Here is a 16,076-nt window from a genome sequence, read left to right as displayed (position 1 = left end):
CCCCGTGGACGGTTCAAACGGCCTTTCGACCTGGCGTCAAAACCCGCTGCCGTACGCGCGCACACCCGCCAGGAAATTCAGCACCGCCCGGTTGAAGTCAGCCGGGTTCTCGATCGCCACGTAGTGGCCGCAGTCCGGCAGCAGCAGGGCGTGGCAGTCCGGGTAGTCGGTCTTCCAGTGGGCGATCATTTCTTCTGGGTGGGGGTCCTGCACGCCCATCAGCACGAAGGTCGGGATGCGGTGCGCCTTGAGAGCGTCGGTGATCGCCTGCTTGGCCGCCGGGCGCATGAGCGGAAAGTTCAGGAAGGTCAGCGGCGAGGTGGTGGCGTACATCTGCCGGAACCGCTCCAGGATGGCCGGGCTCGCCATCAGCCGGTCGCCCCAGAAGGTGCGCGTCTGCTTGCGCGCCTCGAACACGGCCAGCATGCCCTCACTGCGTGCCACCGCGTGCAGGCGCTCGAAGCCGGCGCGCAGCTCCGGCGTCAGCTTGTCGAACAGACCCAACCCGTCCTCCGTGGCCAGCAGGTCGCAGCTGACCGCGGTCAGGCTCTGCACACGCTCGGGGTGTCTGGCCATGAAGGTGCTGGCCGTGCTCACGCCCCAGTAGGCCTGGCCCAGCACGTGGCAGCGCTCGACGCCGAGGTGATCGAGCAACGCGGCCAGATCGGCGGCTGTGTTCTCGAAGGTGTAAAACCTCGGCGCCTCGTCCTGGCTGGCGACCTTGGACGACTGGCCGTGCCCGCGCAGGTCGAAGCGGATGGTCCGGAAATGCTTGCCGAAAACAGGCGCGTTGTCGTCGTAGGCGCTCATGTTGGCGATCACGTTGTGCACCAGCACCAGCGTTGCCGGCCCGTCGCCGGTGACCTGGTAGTTGATGTCGATGCCGTTCAGGCGGGCGATGGGCATGGGGCTCCTCCGTTGATGGTGTTGTCGCGCGGGGCGATGGTAGCAGCGCCGCGGCGCCTTTTTTTGGGGCGCACGCGAGGCCGGCGCGGTACCATGCGCGCCCTTTATTCGCCACCGGCCCGCCGCCCGACCATGATCGACATCAGCACCCAGCGAAACACCTTGAAAGAACTGGCGGCGCGGGTGGCCACGCTACGGGGGTATCTTTGACCTCGATACCAAGCAAGAGCGCCTGACCGAGGTCCTGCGCGAGCTCGAAGACCCCAAGGTATGGGAAAACGCCGAGCGCGCTCAGGAACTGAACCGCGAGCGAGCGCGCCTGGAAGAAGTCGTCGGCGGCATCAGTGAGCTGACGCGCGGCATCGCCGACAGCCTGGAGCTGGCCGAGCTGATCGAGCTGGAGGACGATGAGTCCGCCGCGGCTGCGCTGACAAAGGACGTCGAGCGTCTCGAAGCCCATGTGCAGCGGCTGGAATTCCAGCGCATGTTCTCGGGCGAGGCCGACGCCAACAACGCCTATCTGGACATCCAGGCCGGCTCCGGCGGCACCGAGGCGCAGGACTGGGCGCAGATGCTGCTGCGCATGTACCTGCGCTGGTGCGAAAGAAAAGGCTTCGAGGTCGAGATCACGGAACAATCCGACGGCGAGGTGGCCGGCATCAAGTCCGCCACCGTGCACGTGCGCGGCCCGTATGCCTACGGCTACCTGCGCACCGAAACCGGCGTGCACCGACTGGTGCGCAAGTCGCCGTTCGACTCCGGCAACCGCCGCCACACCTCGTTCGCTTCCGTCTATGCCTACCCGGAAGTGGACGAGAACATCGAGGTCGACATCAACCCGGCCGACCTGCGCGTGGACACCTACCGCGCCTCCGGCGCCGGCGGCCAGCACGTGAACCGCACCGAGTCGGCCATCCGCATCACCCACGTGCCGACCGGCGTGGTGGTGGCCTGCCAGGCCGACCGCTCGCAGCACAAGAACCGCGCCACCGCCATGGCGCAGCTGCGCGCCAAGCTGTACGAGCGCGAGCTGAACGCCCGCCGCGCCCAGGCGCAGGCCACCGAGGACGCCAAGTCCGACATCTCCTGGGGCCACCAGATCCGCTCCTACGTGCTGGACCAGTCGCGCATCAAGGACCTGCGCACGGACGTCGAGACCGGCAACACGCAGGCGGTGCTGGACGGTGACCTGGACCCCTTCATCGAAGCCAGCCTCAAGAGCGGCCTGTAAGCCATGCACCACGAAGACGACAACGAGCAGATCGCCATTCGCCGGGGCAAGCTGGCTGACTGGCGCCATGCCGGGCAGGCTTACCCGAATGACTTTCGCCGCGACGCCCTGACCGCCGAGCTGTTGCGCGCGCACGCCGACACGCCGGCCGAGGCGTTGGACGCGCAGCCGGTGGCAGTGCGCATCGCCGGGCGCATCATGACCCGCCGCCTGATGGGCAAGGCCTCTTTCGTGCACCTGCAGGACAGCTCCGGCCGCATGCAGGTGTACGTGCAGCGCGACGTGCTGGGCGAGGACGCCTACGAGGACTTCAAGCGCCTGGACCTGGGCGACATCGTCGGCGTGAGCGGCACGCTGTTTCGCACCCGCACCGGCGAGCTGACCGTGCGCGCCGAGTCGCTGCGCCTGCTGACCAAATCGCTGCGTCCGCTGCCGGACAAGTGGCACGGCCTGCAGGATGCCGAGCGCCGCCACCGCCAGCGCTACCTGGACCTGATCGTCAACGAGGAGGCGCGGCGCACCTTCGCCATCCGCTCGGCGCTGGTGACGGGCCTGCGCGAGTGGTTCGTCGCAGACGGGTTTCTGGAAGTCGAAACCCCGCTCATGCAGCCGATGCCCGGCGGCGCCGTGGCGCGACCGTTCGTGACCCATCACAACGCGCTCGACATGACGCTGTACCTGCGCATAGCGCCGGAGCTGTACCTGAAGCGGCTGGTGGTGGGTGGCTTCGAGAAGGTGTTCGAGCTGGGGCGCAATTTCCGCAACGAGGGGCTGTCCACGCGCCACAACCCCGAGTTCACCATGCTCGAGTTCTACCAGGCCTACGCGGACTACCGCGACCTGATGGACCTGACCGAGCGCCTGCTGCGGGATCTGGCCATGCGCGTGCTCGGCAGCACCCAACTGAGCTATCAGGGCCAGCCGATCGACTTCGGCAAACCCTTCGCCCGCTACACGCTGGCCGAGGCCATCACGGCCTACCTGCCGCGCGCCACCCCGGCGCTGCTGGCCGATCTGGACGCCGCCCGCGCCCTGGCGCGGGAGCTGGGCCTGGTGGTCAAGGACGACGACGGGCTGGCGCAGGTGCAGCTCGAGCTGTTCGAGAAAGTGGTCGAGGAACAGCTCATCCAGCCGACCTTCGTCACCGACTTCCCGGTCGAGGTCTCGCCGCTGGCCCGCCGCCGCGCCGACGACCCGGCGCTGACCGAGCGCTTCGAGCTGTTCATCGCCGGGCGCGAGCTGGCCAACGGCTTCTCGGAGCTGAACGACCCGGAGGACCAGGCGGCGCGCTTCCTGGAGCAGGCCGCCCGCAAGGCCGCCGGCGATGAGGAAGCCATGTATTTCGACGCCGACTACGTGGAGGCGCTCGAATACGGCCTGCCGCCGACCGCCGGCGAGGGCATCGGCGTCGACCGGCTGGCCATGCTGTTCGCGGACGTCACCTCCATCCGCGAGGTGATCCTGTTCCCGCACCTGCGCCCGGAGCGGTGAGGGCGGCCAGCCATTCGCAGATGGCAGGCCGGCCCCATGCGGTCAGCCATCGCCCGGCAAGCCAGGCTCCTGCGTAGCACCGTCAGGCCGCTGCCGGATTTCACTGGCCGTGGCGGTGCTCGTCCGCCGCTGCGCCGTCTTCCTCGTGCCCGTGGTGGTATGCCCACATCTCGTGGGCGTCGACCCGCACCCGGGCGATGGCGCGGTGCGCGGCGATACGGGCGGCGATTTCCGCGCGCCGGGCGTCCTGGGCGGTGCGCTCGGCGGCCAGCAGGCTGAACAGGTCGGTCTCGCCCAGTTGATAGCCGCGCCGGGCGCGCGCGGCGTGGGTGTCGGCGGCCTCGGCGGCGCGGCGCGCCGCCTGCCAGGCGGCGAGGCTACCCTGCATGCGGGCGGTGACGCTGCGGGAACCGGCCACGACCTGCCGGCGCACGGCGTCGAGCTCGGCCCCGGCGGCGCCGGCATCGGCGGCCAGTGCGCGCGCCTCGGCCGCTCGGTAGCGGCCGCCGATGGGGATGTTGAAGGTCAGGCCGACGGCGGTCTCGTCGCCGCCGCGTTCGGACAGGGTGCGGATGCCCAGCGCGGGGTCCGGCCGGCGGTCGCGCTCGCCGCGCTGGGCGCGCTTCATGGACTGCTGGTAGCGAGCCTCGGCGATGCCGATCTCGTGGCTGCGGGCGACGATCTGGGCGGCCAGCGCCGCGGCGTCCATGGCCGGCGCTTCGGGCTCCGGGATGGGCGGCGGCGCGGCCGGCAGTGCCAGGGTGGGGTAGCGCGCGCCCAGCGCGGCGCTGGTCTCGGCGGCGGCGGTGCGCGCCTCGGCGAGGGCCGCCTCGGCGCCGGCCAGCGCCGAGTCGGCCAGGTCGAGGTCGATGCGGGCGGCGTCGCCGCGCGCCAGGCGCTTGTCGACCGCCGCGCGCTCCTCGGCCAAGCGGTCGCGGGCGCTGGCGGCCGCGGCCACGGCGCTGGCCGCATCCAGCCAGCCGAACCAGCCGTCGAGCAGTTCGAGCGCCGCGCCGTGGAAGGCGTCGGCGATGCCGAGCTCGGCCGCGTCGTTGCCGAGTGCACCCAGTTCGCGGTCCAGCGCCGCCTTGCCCGGCAGGCGCAGGCGCCGGCTGATGCCGGCCTCCCACTCGTTGTAGTCGCCCTCGTGGCGCACGTCGCGGCGCTGGCCGACGGCGTCGAGCTCGAACTCGTAGGGGCCGGTATCGAGCGCCTCGCCGCGCGCCCGGGCCGCCTCGCGCGCCGCCAGCGCCGCCTGCACGGTGGGGGTTTCGGACAGCACCTGGTGGGCGGTGTCAGGGTCCGGCAGCAACAACGGCACCGGTTCTGCGGCTTCTGCGGCGCCTGCCTGGGTCGTGTTGACGGCCAGCGCCGCAGCCAGTGCCAGCACCGCTGCCATGCGCGTTTGTTTCATGAAAAGTCTCCGAAGGCGGCCACCGGCGCCCGCCACCAGACCAGGTCGCGGCTGTGGATGCGCTCGCGCAGCGCCGCCAGCAGCGGCTCGATGCTGGCAGGCGCGGCCACCACCCACAGCACCCGACGCCCGACCTGACCGCGCACGCGCTCGCGGTTGCTGGCGGCGGCGAAGTCGCGGCCGTGGCCGGTGGCGTGCAGCAGGGTGTAGGGCTGCTCCGGTGCGATGGTGCCGAGCGCATCCAGCACGGCGCCTTCGAGCTCGTCCGGGAACACCAGGGTCAGTTGCTGCAGATCGGAGTTCATGGGCGCGCCTCCGCGGCGCTGAAACGCCGGTACAGGATGGGGAGCAGCAGCAGGGTCAGGGCGGTCGAGGTGATGAGCCCGCCCAGCACCACGATCGCCAGCGGGCGCTGGATCTCCGAACCGGGCCCGGTCTGCAGCAGCAGCGGTACCAGGCCCAGGGCGGCGATGCCGGCGGTCATCAGCACCGGGCGCAGGCGCCGCCGGGCGCCGTCGTAGACCACCTGCTCGATCGGCAGGCCGGCGGCGCGCAGCTGGTTGAAGTGCGTCAGCAGCACCAGGCCGTTGAGCACGGCGATGCCGAGCAGGGCGATGAAGCCCACCGAGGCCGGCACCGACAGGTATTCGCCGGACGCCCACAGGGCGATCGCCCCGCCGATCAGCGCGAACGGGATGTTGGCGAGGATCAGCAGCGCCTGGCGCACCGAGCCCAAGGTGGCGAACAGCACGAAGAAGATAAGCCCCAGCGCCACCGGCACCACCAGGCCCAGGCGCGCGGCGGCGCGCTGCTGATTCTCGAACTGGCCGCCCCACACCAGCCGGTAACCGGGCGGCAGCGGTACTGCTGCGGCGACGCGGGCCCGGGCGTCGTCCACATAGCCCACCAGGTCGCGGCCGGCGACGTTGGCCTGCACCACGGCGAAGCGCTCGCCGTCCTCGCGGTCCACCTTGATCGGGCCGGCCATGCGCTCGATGCGGGCCAGATCGGCCAGGCGCGCGCTGCCGCCGTCGGGCAGGGCGATGCGTGTCTCGGCCAGGGCGTCGGCGTCGCGGCGCAGGCGCGGCTCGCCGCGCACCATCAGCGGGATGCGCTTGTTGCCTTCCAGCACCGTGCCGGCGCGCAGGCCGTCCACCTGGGCGCGCAGCTCGCGCTGCAGGGCCTGGGCATCGAGGCCGGCGCGGCCGACGGCCAGGCGATCGAGGCGCAGTTCCAGGTACTGCACGCCCTCGTTGTGCACGGTGAACACCTCGCTGGCGCCGGGGGTCGCTTCCAGCACTGCGGCGATGCGCCCGGCCAGCCGGTCGAGCTCGGCCAGGTCCGGCCCGAAGATCTTCACCGCCAGATCGCCGCGCGAGCCGGTGAGCATCTCCGAGATGCGCATCTCGATCGGCTGGGTGAAGGTGAACTCGATGCCCGGAAAGCGCGCCAGCACCTCGCGCAGGCGCGCTGCCAGCCAATCCTTGTCCGGCACCCGCCATTGCTCCTTGGGCGCCAGCACCAGAAAGCTGTCGGTGTCGTTCAGGCTCATCGGATCCAGGCCGAGGTCGTCCGAGCCCAGGCGCGCGACGATGCTTTGCACCTCCGGCACCTCGGCCAGCAGCGCCCGCTGCACGGCCTGATCGAGCGCCAGGCTGGCGTCGACGTCGATCGATGGCAGCTTGGTCAGCTGCACCAGGATGGCGCCCTCGTCCAGGGTCGGCATGAAGCTCTTGCCGGTGCGCAGGTAGGCGCCGCTGGCCAGCAGCAGGCCGACCACCGCCACCGCGATCAGCGGCAGCGGCCGGCGCAGGCAGGCGCCCAGCAGCCGCGCATAGGCTGGCGCCAGCTGGCGCATCAGCCAGGGATCGCGATGCGGACCGGCGTGCAGCACCAGCGAGGCCAGCACCGGGATGAAGGTGAGCCCGACCAGCAGCGAGGCGCCGAGCGCGAACACGATGCTGAGGGCCACCGGCGCGAACAGCTTGCCTTCGAGCCCTTCCAGCGTCAGCAGCGGCAGGAACACCAGCGCGATGATGAAAACGCCGGTGGTCACCGGCTGCGCCACCTCGGCCACGGCGCGGTAGATGATGTGCAGGCGTGGCAGGCGCTGGGCCTCCTCGCCGGCCAGGCGCTCGACGGCGTTCTCGACCACCACCACGGCGGCGTCGACCAGGATGCCGATGGCGATGGCCAGCCCGCCCAGGCTCATCAGGTTGGCGCTCATGCCGGTCAGGCGCATCAACAGGAAAGTGCCGAGCGCCGCCAGCGGCAGCGTCATCGCCACCACCAGTGCCGCGCGCAGCTCGCCCAGGAACAGCAGCAGCAGCACCACCACCAGCACCGCCGCCTCGATCAGCGCGCGGCTGACGGTGCCCACGGCGCGGGCGATCAGGTCGCTGCGGTCGTAGAACACGTTCAGGCTCACCCCGGGCGGCAGTGCCGGTTGCAGCTCGGCGAGCTTGGCGCGCACGCCGGCCACCACCGCGCCGGCGTTGGCGCCGCGCAGACCGACCACGATCGCCTCCACCGCCTCGCCGCGGCCGTCCTTGCTCACCGCGCCGAGCGGCGCGAGTTCGCCAAAGCGCACCTGAGCCAGGTCGGCCACGCGCAGCACCCGGCCGTCGCGCCGCGCCACCACCACGCTGGCCACATCGTCCAGGCCCTCGTAGGCGCCGGTGGCGCGCACCACCAGCGCCTCTTCGCCGTCGTGCAGGCGGCCGGCGCCGTCGTTCTGGTTGTTGACCTCGAGCGCAGCGGCCAGCTCGGTCAGCGTCACCCCGGCGGCGGCCAGCGCGGCGCGGTCCGGCACCACCTCGTAGGTGCGCACCCGGCCGCCGAGGGCGTTGACGTCGGCCACGCCGGGCACGGTGCGCAGCGCCGGACGGATGGTCCAGTCCAGCAGATCGCGCTTGTCGGTCAGGCCGAGATCACCCTCGATGGTGAACATGAACAGGTCCGACAACGGTGTGGCGATGGGCGCCAGCCCGCCTTCGACGCCCGCCGGCAGGGCGTCGCGCACGCCGGCATAGCGCTCGGCCACCTGCTGGCGCGCCCAGTAGATGTCGGTGCCGTCCTCGAACACCAGGGTGACATCGGCGATGGCGTATTTGGCCAGGGCCCGCAGCTGCACCTGCCGCGGCAGGCCGAGCAGTTCCATCTCCAGCGGCACCAGGATGCGCTGCTCGACCTCCTGCGGGGTCATGCCGGGGGCCTTCAGGATCAGCTTGACCTGGGTCGGCGAGATATCCGGAAAGGCGTCGATCGGCAGCTGCCGCCAGGCGGCGATGCCGGCGCCCACGCCAAGCGCAGTGACCAGCAGCACCACCAGGCGCTGGGCGAGGGCGAATTCCACCAGTCGCGACAGCATCTTCAGGGCTCCTGCCGGGCCAGCACCTTCAGCGCCGCCACGCCGCGGGCCACCACCTGGGCGTCGGCTGGCAGGCCCAGCACCACCGCGTCCTCGCCGTCGCGGCCGAGGACCTCCACCGGCTGCGGTCGAAAGCCGCCGTCCACCGCCAGGAACACCAGGGTCTGGTCGCCGTCGCGGCCGAGCGCGCTGACCGGCACGCGCCGCGCCTGCGCCGGCGGGGTGTCGAGAATCTCGATCTCCAGGGTCTGGCCAGCGGCCAGTCCCGCCGCCGGCAGCTCGGCGCGCAGCAGCGCGGCGCGGCTGGCCGGATCGAGCACGCTGCCGACGGCGATCACCCGGCCGATCGGAGCGCCGCCGGGCAGGCGCACCGCCTGCCCGGCGCGAACACGCCCGACCAGGGTCGGCGGCAGCTGCGCCTCGGCCCACAGGCGATCGCCGCTGAGCAGCAGCGCCGCGCTGTGGCCGGCCGGCACCGGCTCGCCCAGGCGCAACTCGCCCTCGTGCACCACTCCGGCGGCCGGCGCCAGCAGCCGATAGACGGCCGGCTGCCCGTCCACCGCGGCGGTGGCGGCCAGCAGCTCACGCCCGGCGCCGAACTCGGCCTGCACGGCCGCCAGCACCGCCTGACTCTGCTGTGCCTGGCGTGCCGGCACGATGCCCTCGCGCAGCAGCGCGGTATCGCGTGCCGCCTGCTGGCGGGCCTGTTCCAGCCGCGCCTGCCGGTCGCGCTGGGCGGCGTGGGCGGCCAGATACTCGGCGCTGTGCAGTTCCACCAGCGCCTGCCCGGCCGCCACCGTCTGGCCCTCCTGCGCCAGCCGGCGCGTCACCACGCCGCCGAAGGGGACCACCACCGCGCGGGCGCCGCTGCCCGGCAGCACCAGCGTGGCCGGCAGGCGCGCGGCCATCAACACCGTCGCCGGCGCCGCCGGCTGGGTTTCGACGCCCAGCGCGGTGGCCTGCTCGGGGCTGACGGCGATGTCGGCGGCCAGCAGCGGGTGAATGAGGCCGAACAGGACGGCCAGGGCCAGGGCGAGAGGGCGCATCGCAGCTTCCGGTGACGGGACTGGCGCGCAGTGTCCGACCCCAGACTTTGGAAACGCTTAAGGAGCCGCTGCGCGGGCGCCGCCACGATCAGCGGCTGATTTTGTCAGCCATCGGAAAACCACACTTTTTCGATGGCGGGCGCTGAAAAATCCAGGATGGATTTATTCAGCGCTTGTTTGAAAACAGGCCGTGGCTTTCAGTCCTGCGCCGGATCGGCCGGAATGGGCGCAAAGCCGCCGAGCGATACCCGCAGGCGGCCGCCATCAAGCGTGAACGACAGTTGCAGTCCGAGCGCGGCGGCCAACGCCCGGGCGAGCGCGAGGCCGAGGCCGGCGTGGGCCTCGTTGCCACCCTCGTGGCGGTGAAAGAAGCGTTCCGCGAGGCGGCCCAGATCGGCCGGTTCGAGCAGCGGCGCGGCGTTTTCCAGCCACAGCGCGGGGGGATCACAGGCGCTCTGCACCCGCACGCAGTCGCCGGACGGGGCGTGCTGCACGGCGTTGTCGAACAGGATGGCGAGCAGGCGCTCGAGCAGCGCCGCATCGGCCAGCACCCAGCAGGGCTCGACCCGAAGTTGCCAGTCGAGGCCGCGCTCGGTGGCCGGCACCCGGCAGCGCATGGCCTGTGCCGCCAGCAGCGCGGCCAGATCGAGCGGCTCCGGCTGCGGTTGCTCGCTGCCTGCCTCGACGCGGGCGAGATACAGCAGGCCGTCGACGATTTTGCTCATCTCGGCCAGCGCGGCGTCCAGCTGGGCGAGATTTGCGCCCGCAGTATCCGGCTCGCGCCGGGCCAGTTCGGCCAGCAGCCGCGCCTCGGCCAGCGGCGTGCGCAGCTCATGGGCGAGATCCCGCGAGAAGCGCCGCTCGCGTTCGAGCGCGGCCAGCAGGCGCTCCAGCGTCGCCGCCAGCTTGCCGGCGACGGGCGCCAGCTCGCTCGGCAGGTCGTCGCCGGGCGGTGGCCGGCCGCCGCCGTCGAGCGACAGTTCCGCCACCGCGCGGCCGAAGGCATCGAGCGGGGCAAATGCGCGGCGGATCGACCAAGCGGTGAGCACCAGCACCAGCAGCAGGGTGCCGCCGGTGCCGGTGAACAGGATGCGGTGCAGACGCCGCTCGAGCGCATCCAGCGCCTCGCGCTCTTCGGCGACCACGACCAGCAGCGCGCCGCGCGGGTCATCGGGCGGTAGCGGCACTACCCGGGCCAGGGCGCGGCCGCGGTGGCCGTCCGGCAGCCGAAGGTCGTAGTAGGTACCGTCCCTGCTCGGTTGCGCCGGGCGCGCCAGATCGCGCCCATGGCTGGAGGCCGAGCGCGCCAGCACGGCACCGTGGCCGTCCCAGACCTGATAGAAATCGGTATGCCCCTGGCCGCGGAACTGCGGCATCAGGGTCTCGATGGGCGGCCGCGGGTCAGCGCCGGGGGCGCCCAGGTAGGCGGTCAGCGCATGAGCCCGGGCCGCCAGGCCGATGTCGAAGCGCCGGTACAGCTCGGCGTCCACCAGATAGTCGATGAGCGCGAACAGACCGCCCATGGCCAGTGCCACAGTCAGGCCCAGGCGCAGCCCCAGGGTGCTGCGCAGCGAATGCCGCCGGCGGCGCCGGTACTCAGTCCAGGACATAGCCGAAACCGCGGCGGTTTTCGATCTGCCGATCCCAGCCGGCGGCGGCAAGCTTGCCGCGCAGGCCGCTCATCAGTACCTCGATCACCTTGTCGGAGGCGCGGGCATCGGCGCCGTACAGGCGCTCGAACAGCATGGCCCGCGACAGCACCCGCCCGCGGCCGTGCAGCAGGATCTCGAGCAGCGCGTACTCGCGTGGCGACAGGTTCAGGGGCCGTCCCGCGCAGCGGGCGACACGCCGGGCGCTGTCGAGTTCGAGATTGCCGGCCGCCAGCTGCGGCGTGGTCGCGCCGTGGTAGCGCCGGCTCAGTGCCCGCAGGCGGGCGATCAGCTCATCCAGCGCGAAAGGCTTGACCAGGTAGTCATCGGCACCGGCGTCCAGCGCCGCCACGCGGTCGGTGAGCTGGTCGCGGGCCGACAGCACCAGCACCCGGGTCGGCCTGGGCCCGGCTCGCAGATGCGCCAGCACCGCCATGCCGTCGACCTTGGGCAGGCCCAGGTCGAGCACCGTGAGCGGGTAGTCGTAGGCATCCAGAAAGGCCAGTGCAGCAGCACCGTCGGCGGCGGCATCGACGGCGAAACCGGCGCCGGCGAGGCCCGTTTGCAGGCCCTCGCGCAGGCGCTGGGAATCTTCCACCAGCAGCAGGCGCATGGCTCAGCCGGCCGCCGCGGCGCCCGGCGTGGGCGGTCTACGAGTGGTCATGGCAGGCATTATGGCGCCTGGCATGTCGGGGCCGGCGCCGCGGGTGTTCCTGCGGCGTCGCCCGGCGCGCGGCGCGATCGACGGTGCCGCCCTGGGTTTCAGCGCGGTGTCCGGCATGTGACCGCTCACCGTCCCACTGTCCTGCTAGCATCGAAAGCATTTCCCGTTCCGGCGTCGGCCCGATGACCATCCGCAACCTCAATTACCTGTTCAAACCCAAATCGGTGGCGCTGATCGGCGCCAGCACCCGGCCGGGCTCGGTCGGTGCCGTGCTGGCGCGCAACCTGTTCCGGGCCGGCTTCGACGGGCCGGTGATGCCGGTCAATCCGAAGTACGTGGCCGTCGAGGGCGTGCTGGCCTACAAGAACGTGGCCAGCCTGCCGCTGGCACCGGACCTGGCCGTGATCGCCACGCCGCCGGAGTCGGTGCCGGGCCTGATCGCGGAATTGGGCGCCCGCGGCACCAAGGCGGCCGTGATCATCACCGCGGGTTTCAAGGACAGCGACAACGCCCACGGCGCGGCCCTGCGCCGCGCCATGCTGGAGGCCGCCCAGCCCCATCTGCTGCGCATCGTCGGGCCCAACTGCGTGGGTCTGATGGTGCCCGGACAGCATCTGAACGCGAGCTTTGCGCACCTGACGCCGCGCGCCGGCCGGCTGGCCTTCGTCGCCCAGTCCGGCGCGGTGGTGACCTCGGTCATCGACTGGGCGCAGCCGCGCGGGGTCGGCTTCTCGCACCTGGTGTCGCTGGGTGATGTGGCCGACGTGGACTTCGGCGACCTGCTGGACTACCTGGCCGGCGATCCGGACACGGACGCCATCCTGCTGTACATCGAGGCGGTGCGCAGTCCGCGCAAGTTCATGTCGGCCGCGCGCGCCGCGGCGCGCGTCAAGCCGGTGGTGGTGGTCAAGGCCGGGCGCAGTGCCGCCGCCGCCCGCGCCGCCGCCTCGCATACCGGGGCGCTGGCCGGCAACGACGCGGTCTACGACGCGGTGTTCCGGCGCGCCGGCATGCTGCGCGTGCACACCCTGGACGAGCTGTTCACGGCGGCCGAGATCCTGGCCACCACGCGCCCGCCGGCCGGCGATCGGCTGGCCATCCTGAGCAACGGCGGCGGCATCGGCATCATGGCCACCGATGCCCTGGAGCAGCACGGCGGACGCCTGGCCGAGCTGGCGCCGGAGACCATCGCGGCACTGGATCGCGCCTTGCCACCCACCTGGTCGCACGGCAATCCGGTCGACATCGTCGGCGACGCGCCGCCCGAACGCTACGAGGCGGCCCTGCTGCCGCTGCTGCAGGATCCGGGCGTGGATGCCGTGCTGGCGCTGCACGCGCCGGTGGCCGTCGCCGACGGGGCCGAGGCGGCCCGCGCCGTGGTGCGCGCCTTCAAGAGCAAGCCGGGCAAGACGCTGGTGACCAGTTGGGTGGGCGATCAGGTTGCCCGGGCCGGGCGGCAGGTGTTCACCGACAATCGCATCGGCACCTGCCGCACGCCGGAAGAGGCGGTGCGCGCCTTCATGTACCTGGAGCGCTACCGCCGTGGCCGGCTGGCGCTGATGCAGACGCCGCCGTCGGTGCCGGAACAGTTCGAGCCGGATGCAGAGCGCGCCCGCTACGTGTGCCGCCAGGCACTGGCCGATCACCGGGAGTGGCTGGCGCCCGACGAGGTCACGGCCCTGCTGGCGGCTTACCACATCCCGCAGGTGCAGCCCCGGCACGCCGCTACGCCCGAGGCGGCGGGCCAGGCGGCGACCGACATCGGTGGCCCGGTGGCGCTCAAGATCCGCTCGCCGGACATCATCCACAAGACCGACGTCGGCGGTGTGGTCCTGAACCTGCACCACCCGGCGGCGGTGCGCGACGCCGCCGAGGCGATGCTCGAACAGGTCCGCAAGAGCCGTCCGGATGCGCGCATCGACGGCTTTCAGGTCGAGCCGATGCTGGACCGCAGCCGCAGCCACGAGCTGATCGTCGGCATTGCGGTCGACCCGCAGTTCGGGCCGTGCATCCTGTTCGGCCAGGGCGGCACGGCGGTGGAGGTGCTCAACGACACCGCCATCGGCCTGCCGCCGCTGAACATGCGCCTGGCGCACGAGCTGATGAGCTTCACCCGCGTGCACGGCCTGTTGCAGGGCCACCGCGGCATCCCCGGCGCGGACCTGGACGCCATCGCGCTGACGCTGATCAAGGTCGCCCAGATGGCCGCCGACCTGGCCGAACTGGTGGAGCTCGACATCAACCCGCTGCTGGCCAGCCCCGAAGGCGTGCTGGCGGTGGACGTGCGGGCGCGGGTGGCGGCCGTGGCCGATCCGGCCGCCCCGCGCCTGGCGATCCGGCCCTATCCGAAGTCCCTGGAGCAGACCGTGGTGATCGGCGACGGGCGCAGCCTGCTGCTGCGGCCGATCCTGCCGGAGGACGAGCCGAAGCTGCAGAAAAGCTTCGAGCGCCTGACGCCCGAGCAGGTGCGGCTGCGCTTTTTCGTGCCGATGAAGGAGCTCGGCCACAGCCTGGCCGCGCGCCTGACGCAGATCGACTACGACCGCGAGATGGCGCTGATCCTGACCGAGCCGGGCATTCCGGGCACCACGGAAATCTTCGGCGTGGTGCGCATCGCCGCCGACCCGGACAACGAGCGCGGCGAGTACGCCGTGGTGGTGCCCGAGCACATGACCGGCCAGGGCCTGGGCGCGCTGCTGATGCGCCAGATCATCGATTACGCCAAAAAGCGCGGCCTGCGTGAGGTGTGGGGCGACGTGCTGCGCGAGAACGCGGCCATGCTGGGCCTGGTGCGCAAGCTCGGCTTCAGGGTCAAGGATGACCCCGATGATCCTTCCCTGGTGCGGGTAACCTTGGACCTGACCGAGCTGCCTGCGACCTGAGCCATGCACACCGCCTTCATCACCCACCCGGCCTGCAACGAACATGACGCCGGCCCCTGGCACCCGGAAGCCCCCGGTCGCCTGGCGGCGATCCAGGATCACCTGATCGCGACCGGCCTGGATCCGCTGCTGCGCCACTTCGAGGCGCCGGAAGTGACGCGCGAACAGCTGCTGCGCGTGCACGATGCCGACTATCTGGACGCGCTGGACGCGCGCAGCCCGGAGCACGGCCTGATCCACGTCGATCCGGACACCGCCATGAATCCCTATACGCTGGCCGCCGCCCGGCGCGCCGCGGGCGCGGCGGTGCAGGCGACCGATCTGGTGCTGGCCGGCACCGTGCAAAACGCCTTCTGCTGCGTGCGCCCGCCGGGTCACCACGCCGAGCGCCGCCGCGCCATGGGTTTCTGCTTCTACAACAACGTCGCGGTCGGCGTCGCCCACGCACTGGCCAGAGGCCAGGTGCAGCGCGTGGCGATCGTCGATTTCGACGCGCACCACGGCAACGGCACCGAGGAAGTCTTTCATCACCAGCCGCAGGTGCTGCTGTGCAGCAGCTTCCAGCACCCGTTCTACCCGTACACGGACATGAATTTTCGGGCGCCCAACGTCATCCATGCGCCGATCGCCGCCGGCCTGGGCAGCGAGGCCTTTCGCACCGCCGTCGAGGACGAGTGGCTGCCGGCGCTGGAGCGCTTTGCGCCGCAGATGATCTTCATCTCGGCCGGCTTCGACGGCCATCGCGACGACGAGATGACCCAGCTGTGCCTGACCGAGGACGACTACGCCTGGGTGACGCGGGTCATCCACGAACTGGCCGCACGCCATGCGCAGGGCCGCATCGTGTCGGTGCTGGAAGGCGGTTACGATTTGCCGGCTCTGGCCCGCAGTGTGCGGGCGCACCTTGATGTCCTGCTTACCTGAACCGCGGCGCAGGCCGCGGCAACGCATCGCAGAGGAAACCGCAATGAGCTACGACATGGACCCGATCGTAGGCAACTGGTACCAGCACGTCGAAAAGGGCCTCGATTTCGAGGTGGTGGCCGTCGACGAGGAAACCGCCAGCGTGGAAATCCAGTACGTGGATGGCACGCTGGACGAAATCCCCCTCGACGACTGGTACGAAATCGATCTGGAACCGGCCGAGCCGCCGGAGGACTGGACCGGCCCGCTCGACGCCGTGGACGAGGAGGAAGACGAAGAGCCCGAGATCGGCGTGCCGGAGGACGACTGGGAGGAACCGGATGCCGAACGTCGCCCCCGGGGTCGCCGCGCCGCCCGTGACGATGACCTGCCCCCGGAGGAGCTGGGCGGCGACTGGGACGAGTAACACGCCGCCCGTCGGCGTGCGAGCAGGCGGCGGCACCCGGGGCAGCGGACTGACCGACCAATCGGTCGCATGATCGGTCGCGAATGCGCGGCC

At 71.5% G+C, this 16,076-nt stretch carries 13 protein-coding genes; 6 read left to right on the top strand and 7 right to left on the bottom strand.

The window, feature by feature from the left end; genetic code table 11:
- Positions 1-36 precede the first annotated feature (36 nt).
- Positions 37-906 (bottom strand): alpha/beta hydrolase, encoded by an 870-nt coding sequence (locus tag H5U26_RS04345; RefSeq protein ID WP_290617035.1) that lies wholly within the window; start codon positions 904-906, stop codon positions 37-39.
- A 132-nt stretch (positions 907-1,038) separates the two neighbouring features.
- Between H5U26_RS04345 and prfB the strand changes: the two genes are divergently transcribed.
- Both prfB and lysS read left to right on the top strand, forming a co-directional pair.
- A protein-coding gene (gene prfB / locus H5U26_RS04340; protein WP_290617618.1) for a peptide chain release factor 2 occupies positions 1,039-2,137 on the top strand; the annotation gives its coding sequence in 2 pieces (ribosomal slippage) (positions 1,039-1,113 and positions 1,115-2,137; 1,098 coding nt in all).
- Between the two features lie 3 nt (positions 2,138-2,140).
- Positions 2,141-3,628, top strand: coding sequence for a lysine--tRNA ligase (gene lysS / locus H5U26_RS04335; RefSeq protein WP_290617033.1), 1,488 nt, complete (start codon positions 2,141-2,143; stop codon positions 3,626-3,628).
- Between the two features lie 100 nt (positions 3,629-3,728).
- Here the strand turns inward: lysS and H5U26_RS04330 are convergent, their stop codons facing one another.
- The 6 genes from H5U26_RS04330 to H5U26_RS04305 all read right to left on the bottom strand — a co-directional run bounded on the left by H5U26_RS04330 (position 3,729) and on the right by H5U26_RS04305 (position 11,720).
- Positions 3,729-5,042 carry a TolC family protein gene (locus tag H5U26_RS04330; protein ID WP_290617031.1) on the bottom strand — a complete coding sequence of 438 codons (1,314 nt, stop codon included), beginning with the start codon at positions 5,040-5,042 and terminating at the stop codon, positions 3,729-3,731.
- Entirely contained in the window at positions 5,039-5,347 is a 309-nt protein-coding gene (locus H5U26_RS04325) for a DUF3240 family protein (protein ID WP_290617029.1), read from the bottom strand. The genes H5U26_RS04330 and H5U26_RS04325 overlap by 4 nt, the downstream gene beginning before the upstream one ends.
- A complete protein-coding gene (locus H5U26_RS04320; protein ID WP_290617027.1) occupies positions 5,344-8,412 on the bottom strand; it encodes a CusA/CzcA family heavy metal efflux RND transporter in 3,069 nt (1,022 codons plus the stop codon). The genes H5U26_RS04325 and H5U26_RS04320 overlap by 4 nt, the downstream gene beginning before the upstream one ends.
- A 2-nt stretch (positions 8,413-8,414) precedes the next feature.
- Positions 8,415-9,458: an efflux RND transporter periplasmic adaptor subunit gene (locus H5U26_RS04315; RefSeq protein WP_290617025.1), complete on the bottom strand. Its 1,044-nt coding sequence runs from the start codon at positions 9,456-9,458 to the stop codon at positions 8,415-8,417.
- Positions 9,459-9,655: 197 nt separating this feature from the next.
- Complete coding sequence (locus tag H5U26_RS04310) at positions 9,656-11,068, bottom strand: histidine kinase dimerization/phospho-acceptor domain-containing protein (protein ID WP_290617023.1); 1,413 nt, start codon at positions 11,066-11,068, stop codon at positions 9,656-9,658.
- Positions 11,055-11,720 (bottom strand): response regulator transcription factor, encoded by a 666-nt coding sequence (locus H5U26_RS04305; protein ID WP_290617021.1) that lies wholly within the window; start codon positions 11,718-11,720, stop codon positions 11,055-11,057. The genes H5U26_RS04310 and H5U26_RS04305 overlap by 14 nt, the downstream gene beginning before the upstream one ends.
- Before the next feature lie 49 nt (positions 11,721-11,769).
- On the opposite strand from H5U26_RS04305, the gene H5U26_RS04300 reads away from it, so the two are divergent.
- The 4 genes from H5U26_RS04300 to H5U26_RS04285 all read left to right on the top strand — a co-directional run bounded on the left by H5U26_RS04300 (position 11,770) and on the right by H5U26_RS04285 (position 15,983).
- Positions 11,770-11,892, top strand: a complete 123-nt coding sequence (locus H5U26_RS04300; protein WP_290617019.1) for a hypothetical protein — start codon at positions 11,770-11,772, stop codon at positions 11,890-11,892.
- Between the two features lie 61 nt (positions 11,893-11,953).
- Entirely contained in the window at positions 11,954-14,653 is a 2,700-nt protein-coding gene (locus tag H5U26_RS04295) for a bifunctional acetate--CoA ligase family protein/GNAT family N-acetyltransferase (protein WP_290617016.1), read from the top strand.
- A 3-nt stretch (positions 14,654-14,656) separates the two neighbouring features.
- Positions 14,657-15,577: a histone deacetylase family protein gene (locus tag H5U26_RS04290; RefSeq protein WP_290617014.1), complete on the top strand. Its 921-nt coding sequence runs from the start codon at positions 14,657-14,659 to the stop codon at positions 15,575-15,577.
- 43 nt (positions 15,578-15,620) lie between these two features.
- Entirely contained in the window at positions 15,621-15,983 is a 363-nt protein-coding gene (locus tag H5U26_RS04285; protein WP_290617012.1) for a DUF6763 family protein, read from the top strand.
- The last annotated feature ends 93 nt before the right edge of the window (positions 15,984-16,076 follow it).

This window comes from Immundisolibacter sp., assembly GCF_014359565.1.
In the GTDB taxonomy this organism is placed as follows: Bacteria; Pseudomonadota; Gammaproteobacteria; order Immundisolibacterales; family Immundisolibacteraceae; genus Immundisolibacter.
The sequence above is the reverse complement of the archived record's forward strand: the minus strand, read 5'-3'. Positions and strand labels throughout refer to the sequence as shown.

What these genes read in the sequence shown, in the direction of transcription:
- H5U26_RS04345 (WP_290617035.1), bottom strand. Translation starts at nt 906, where the DNA reads ATGCCCATCGCCCGCCTGAACGGCATCGACATCAACTACCAGGTCACC.
- H5U26_RS04290 (WP_290617014.1), top strand. Translation starts at nt 14,657, where the DNA reads ATGCACACCGCCTTCATCACCCACCCGGCCTGCAACGAACATGACGCC.
- H5U26_RS04315 (WP_290617025.1), bottom strand. Translation starts at nt 9,458, where the DNA reads ATGCGCCCTCTCGCCCTGGCCCTGGCCGTCCTGTTCGGCCTCATTCAC.
- H5U26_RS04325 (WP_290617029.1), bottom strand. Translation starts at nt 5,347, where the DNA reads ATGAACTCCGATCTGCAGCAACTGACCCTGGTGTTCCCGGACGAGCTC.
- H5U26_RS04295 (WP_290617016.1), top strand. Translation starts at nt 11,954, where the DNA reads ATGACCATCCGCAACCTCAATTACCTGTTCAAACCCAAATCGGTGGCG.
- lysS (WP_290617033.1), top strand. Translation starts at nt 2,141, where the DNA reads ATGCACCACGAAGACGACAACGAGCAGATCGCCATTCGCCGGGGCAAG.
- H5U26_RS04305 (WP_290617021.1), bottom strand. Translation starts at nt 11,720, where the DNA reads ATGCGCCTGCTGCTGGTGGAAGATTCCCAGCGCCTGCGCGAGGGCCTG.
- H5U26_RS04285 (WP_290617012.1), top strand. Translation starts at nt 15,621, where the DNA reads ATGAGCTACGACATGGACCCGATCGTAGGCAACTGGTACCAGCACGTC.
- H5U26_RS04300 (WP_290617019.1), top strand. Translation starts at nt 11,770, where the DNA reads ATGGCAGGCATTATGGCGCCTGGCATGTCGGGGCCGGCGCCGCGGGTG.
- H5U26_RS04310 (WP_290617023.1), bottom strand. Translation starts at nt 11,068, where the DNA reads ATGTCCTGGACTGAGTACCGGCGCCGCCGGCGGCATTCGCTGCGCAGC.
- H5U26_RS04320 (WP_290617027.1), bottom strand. Translation starts at nt 8,412, where the DNA reads ATGCTGTCGCGACTGGTGGAATTCGCCCTCGCCCAGCGCCTGGTGGTG.
- H5U26_RS04330 (WP_290617031.1), bottom strand. Translation starts at nt 5,042, where the DNA reads ATGAAACAAACGCGCATGGCAGCGGTGCTGGCACTGGCTGCGGCGCTG.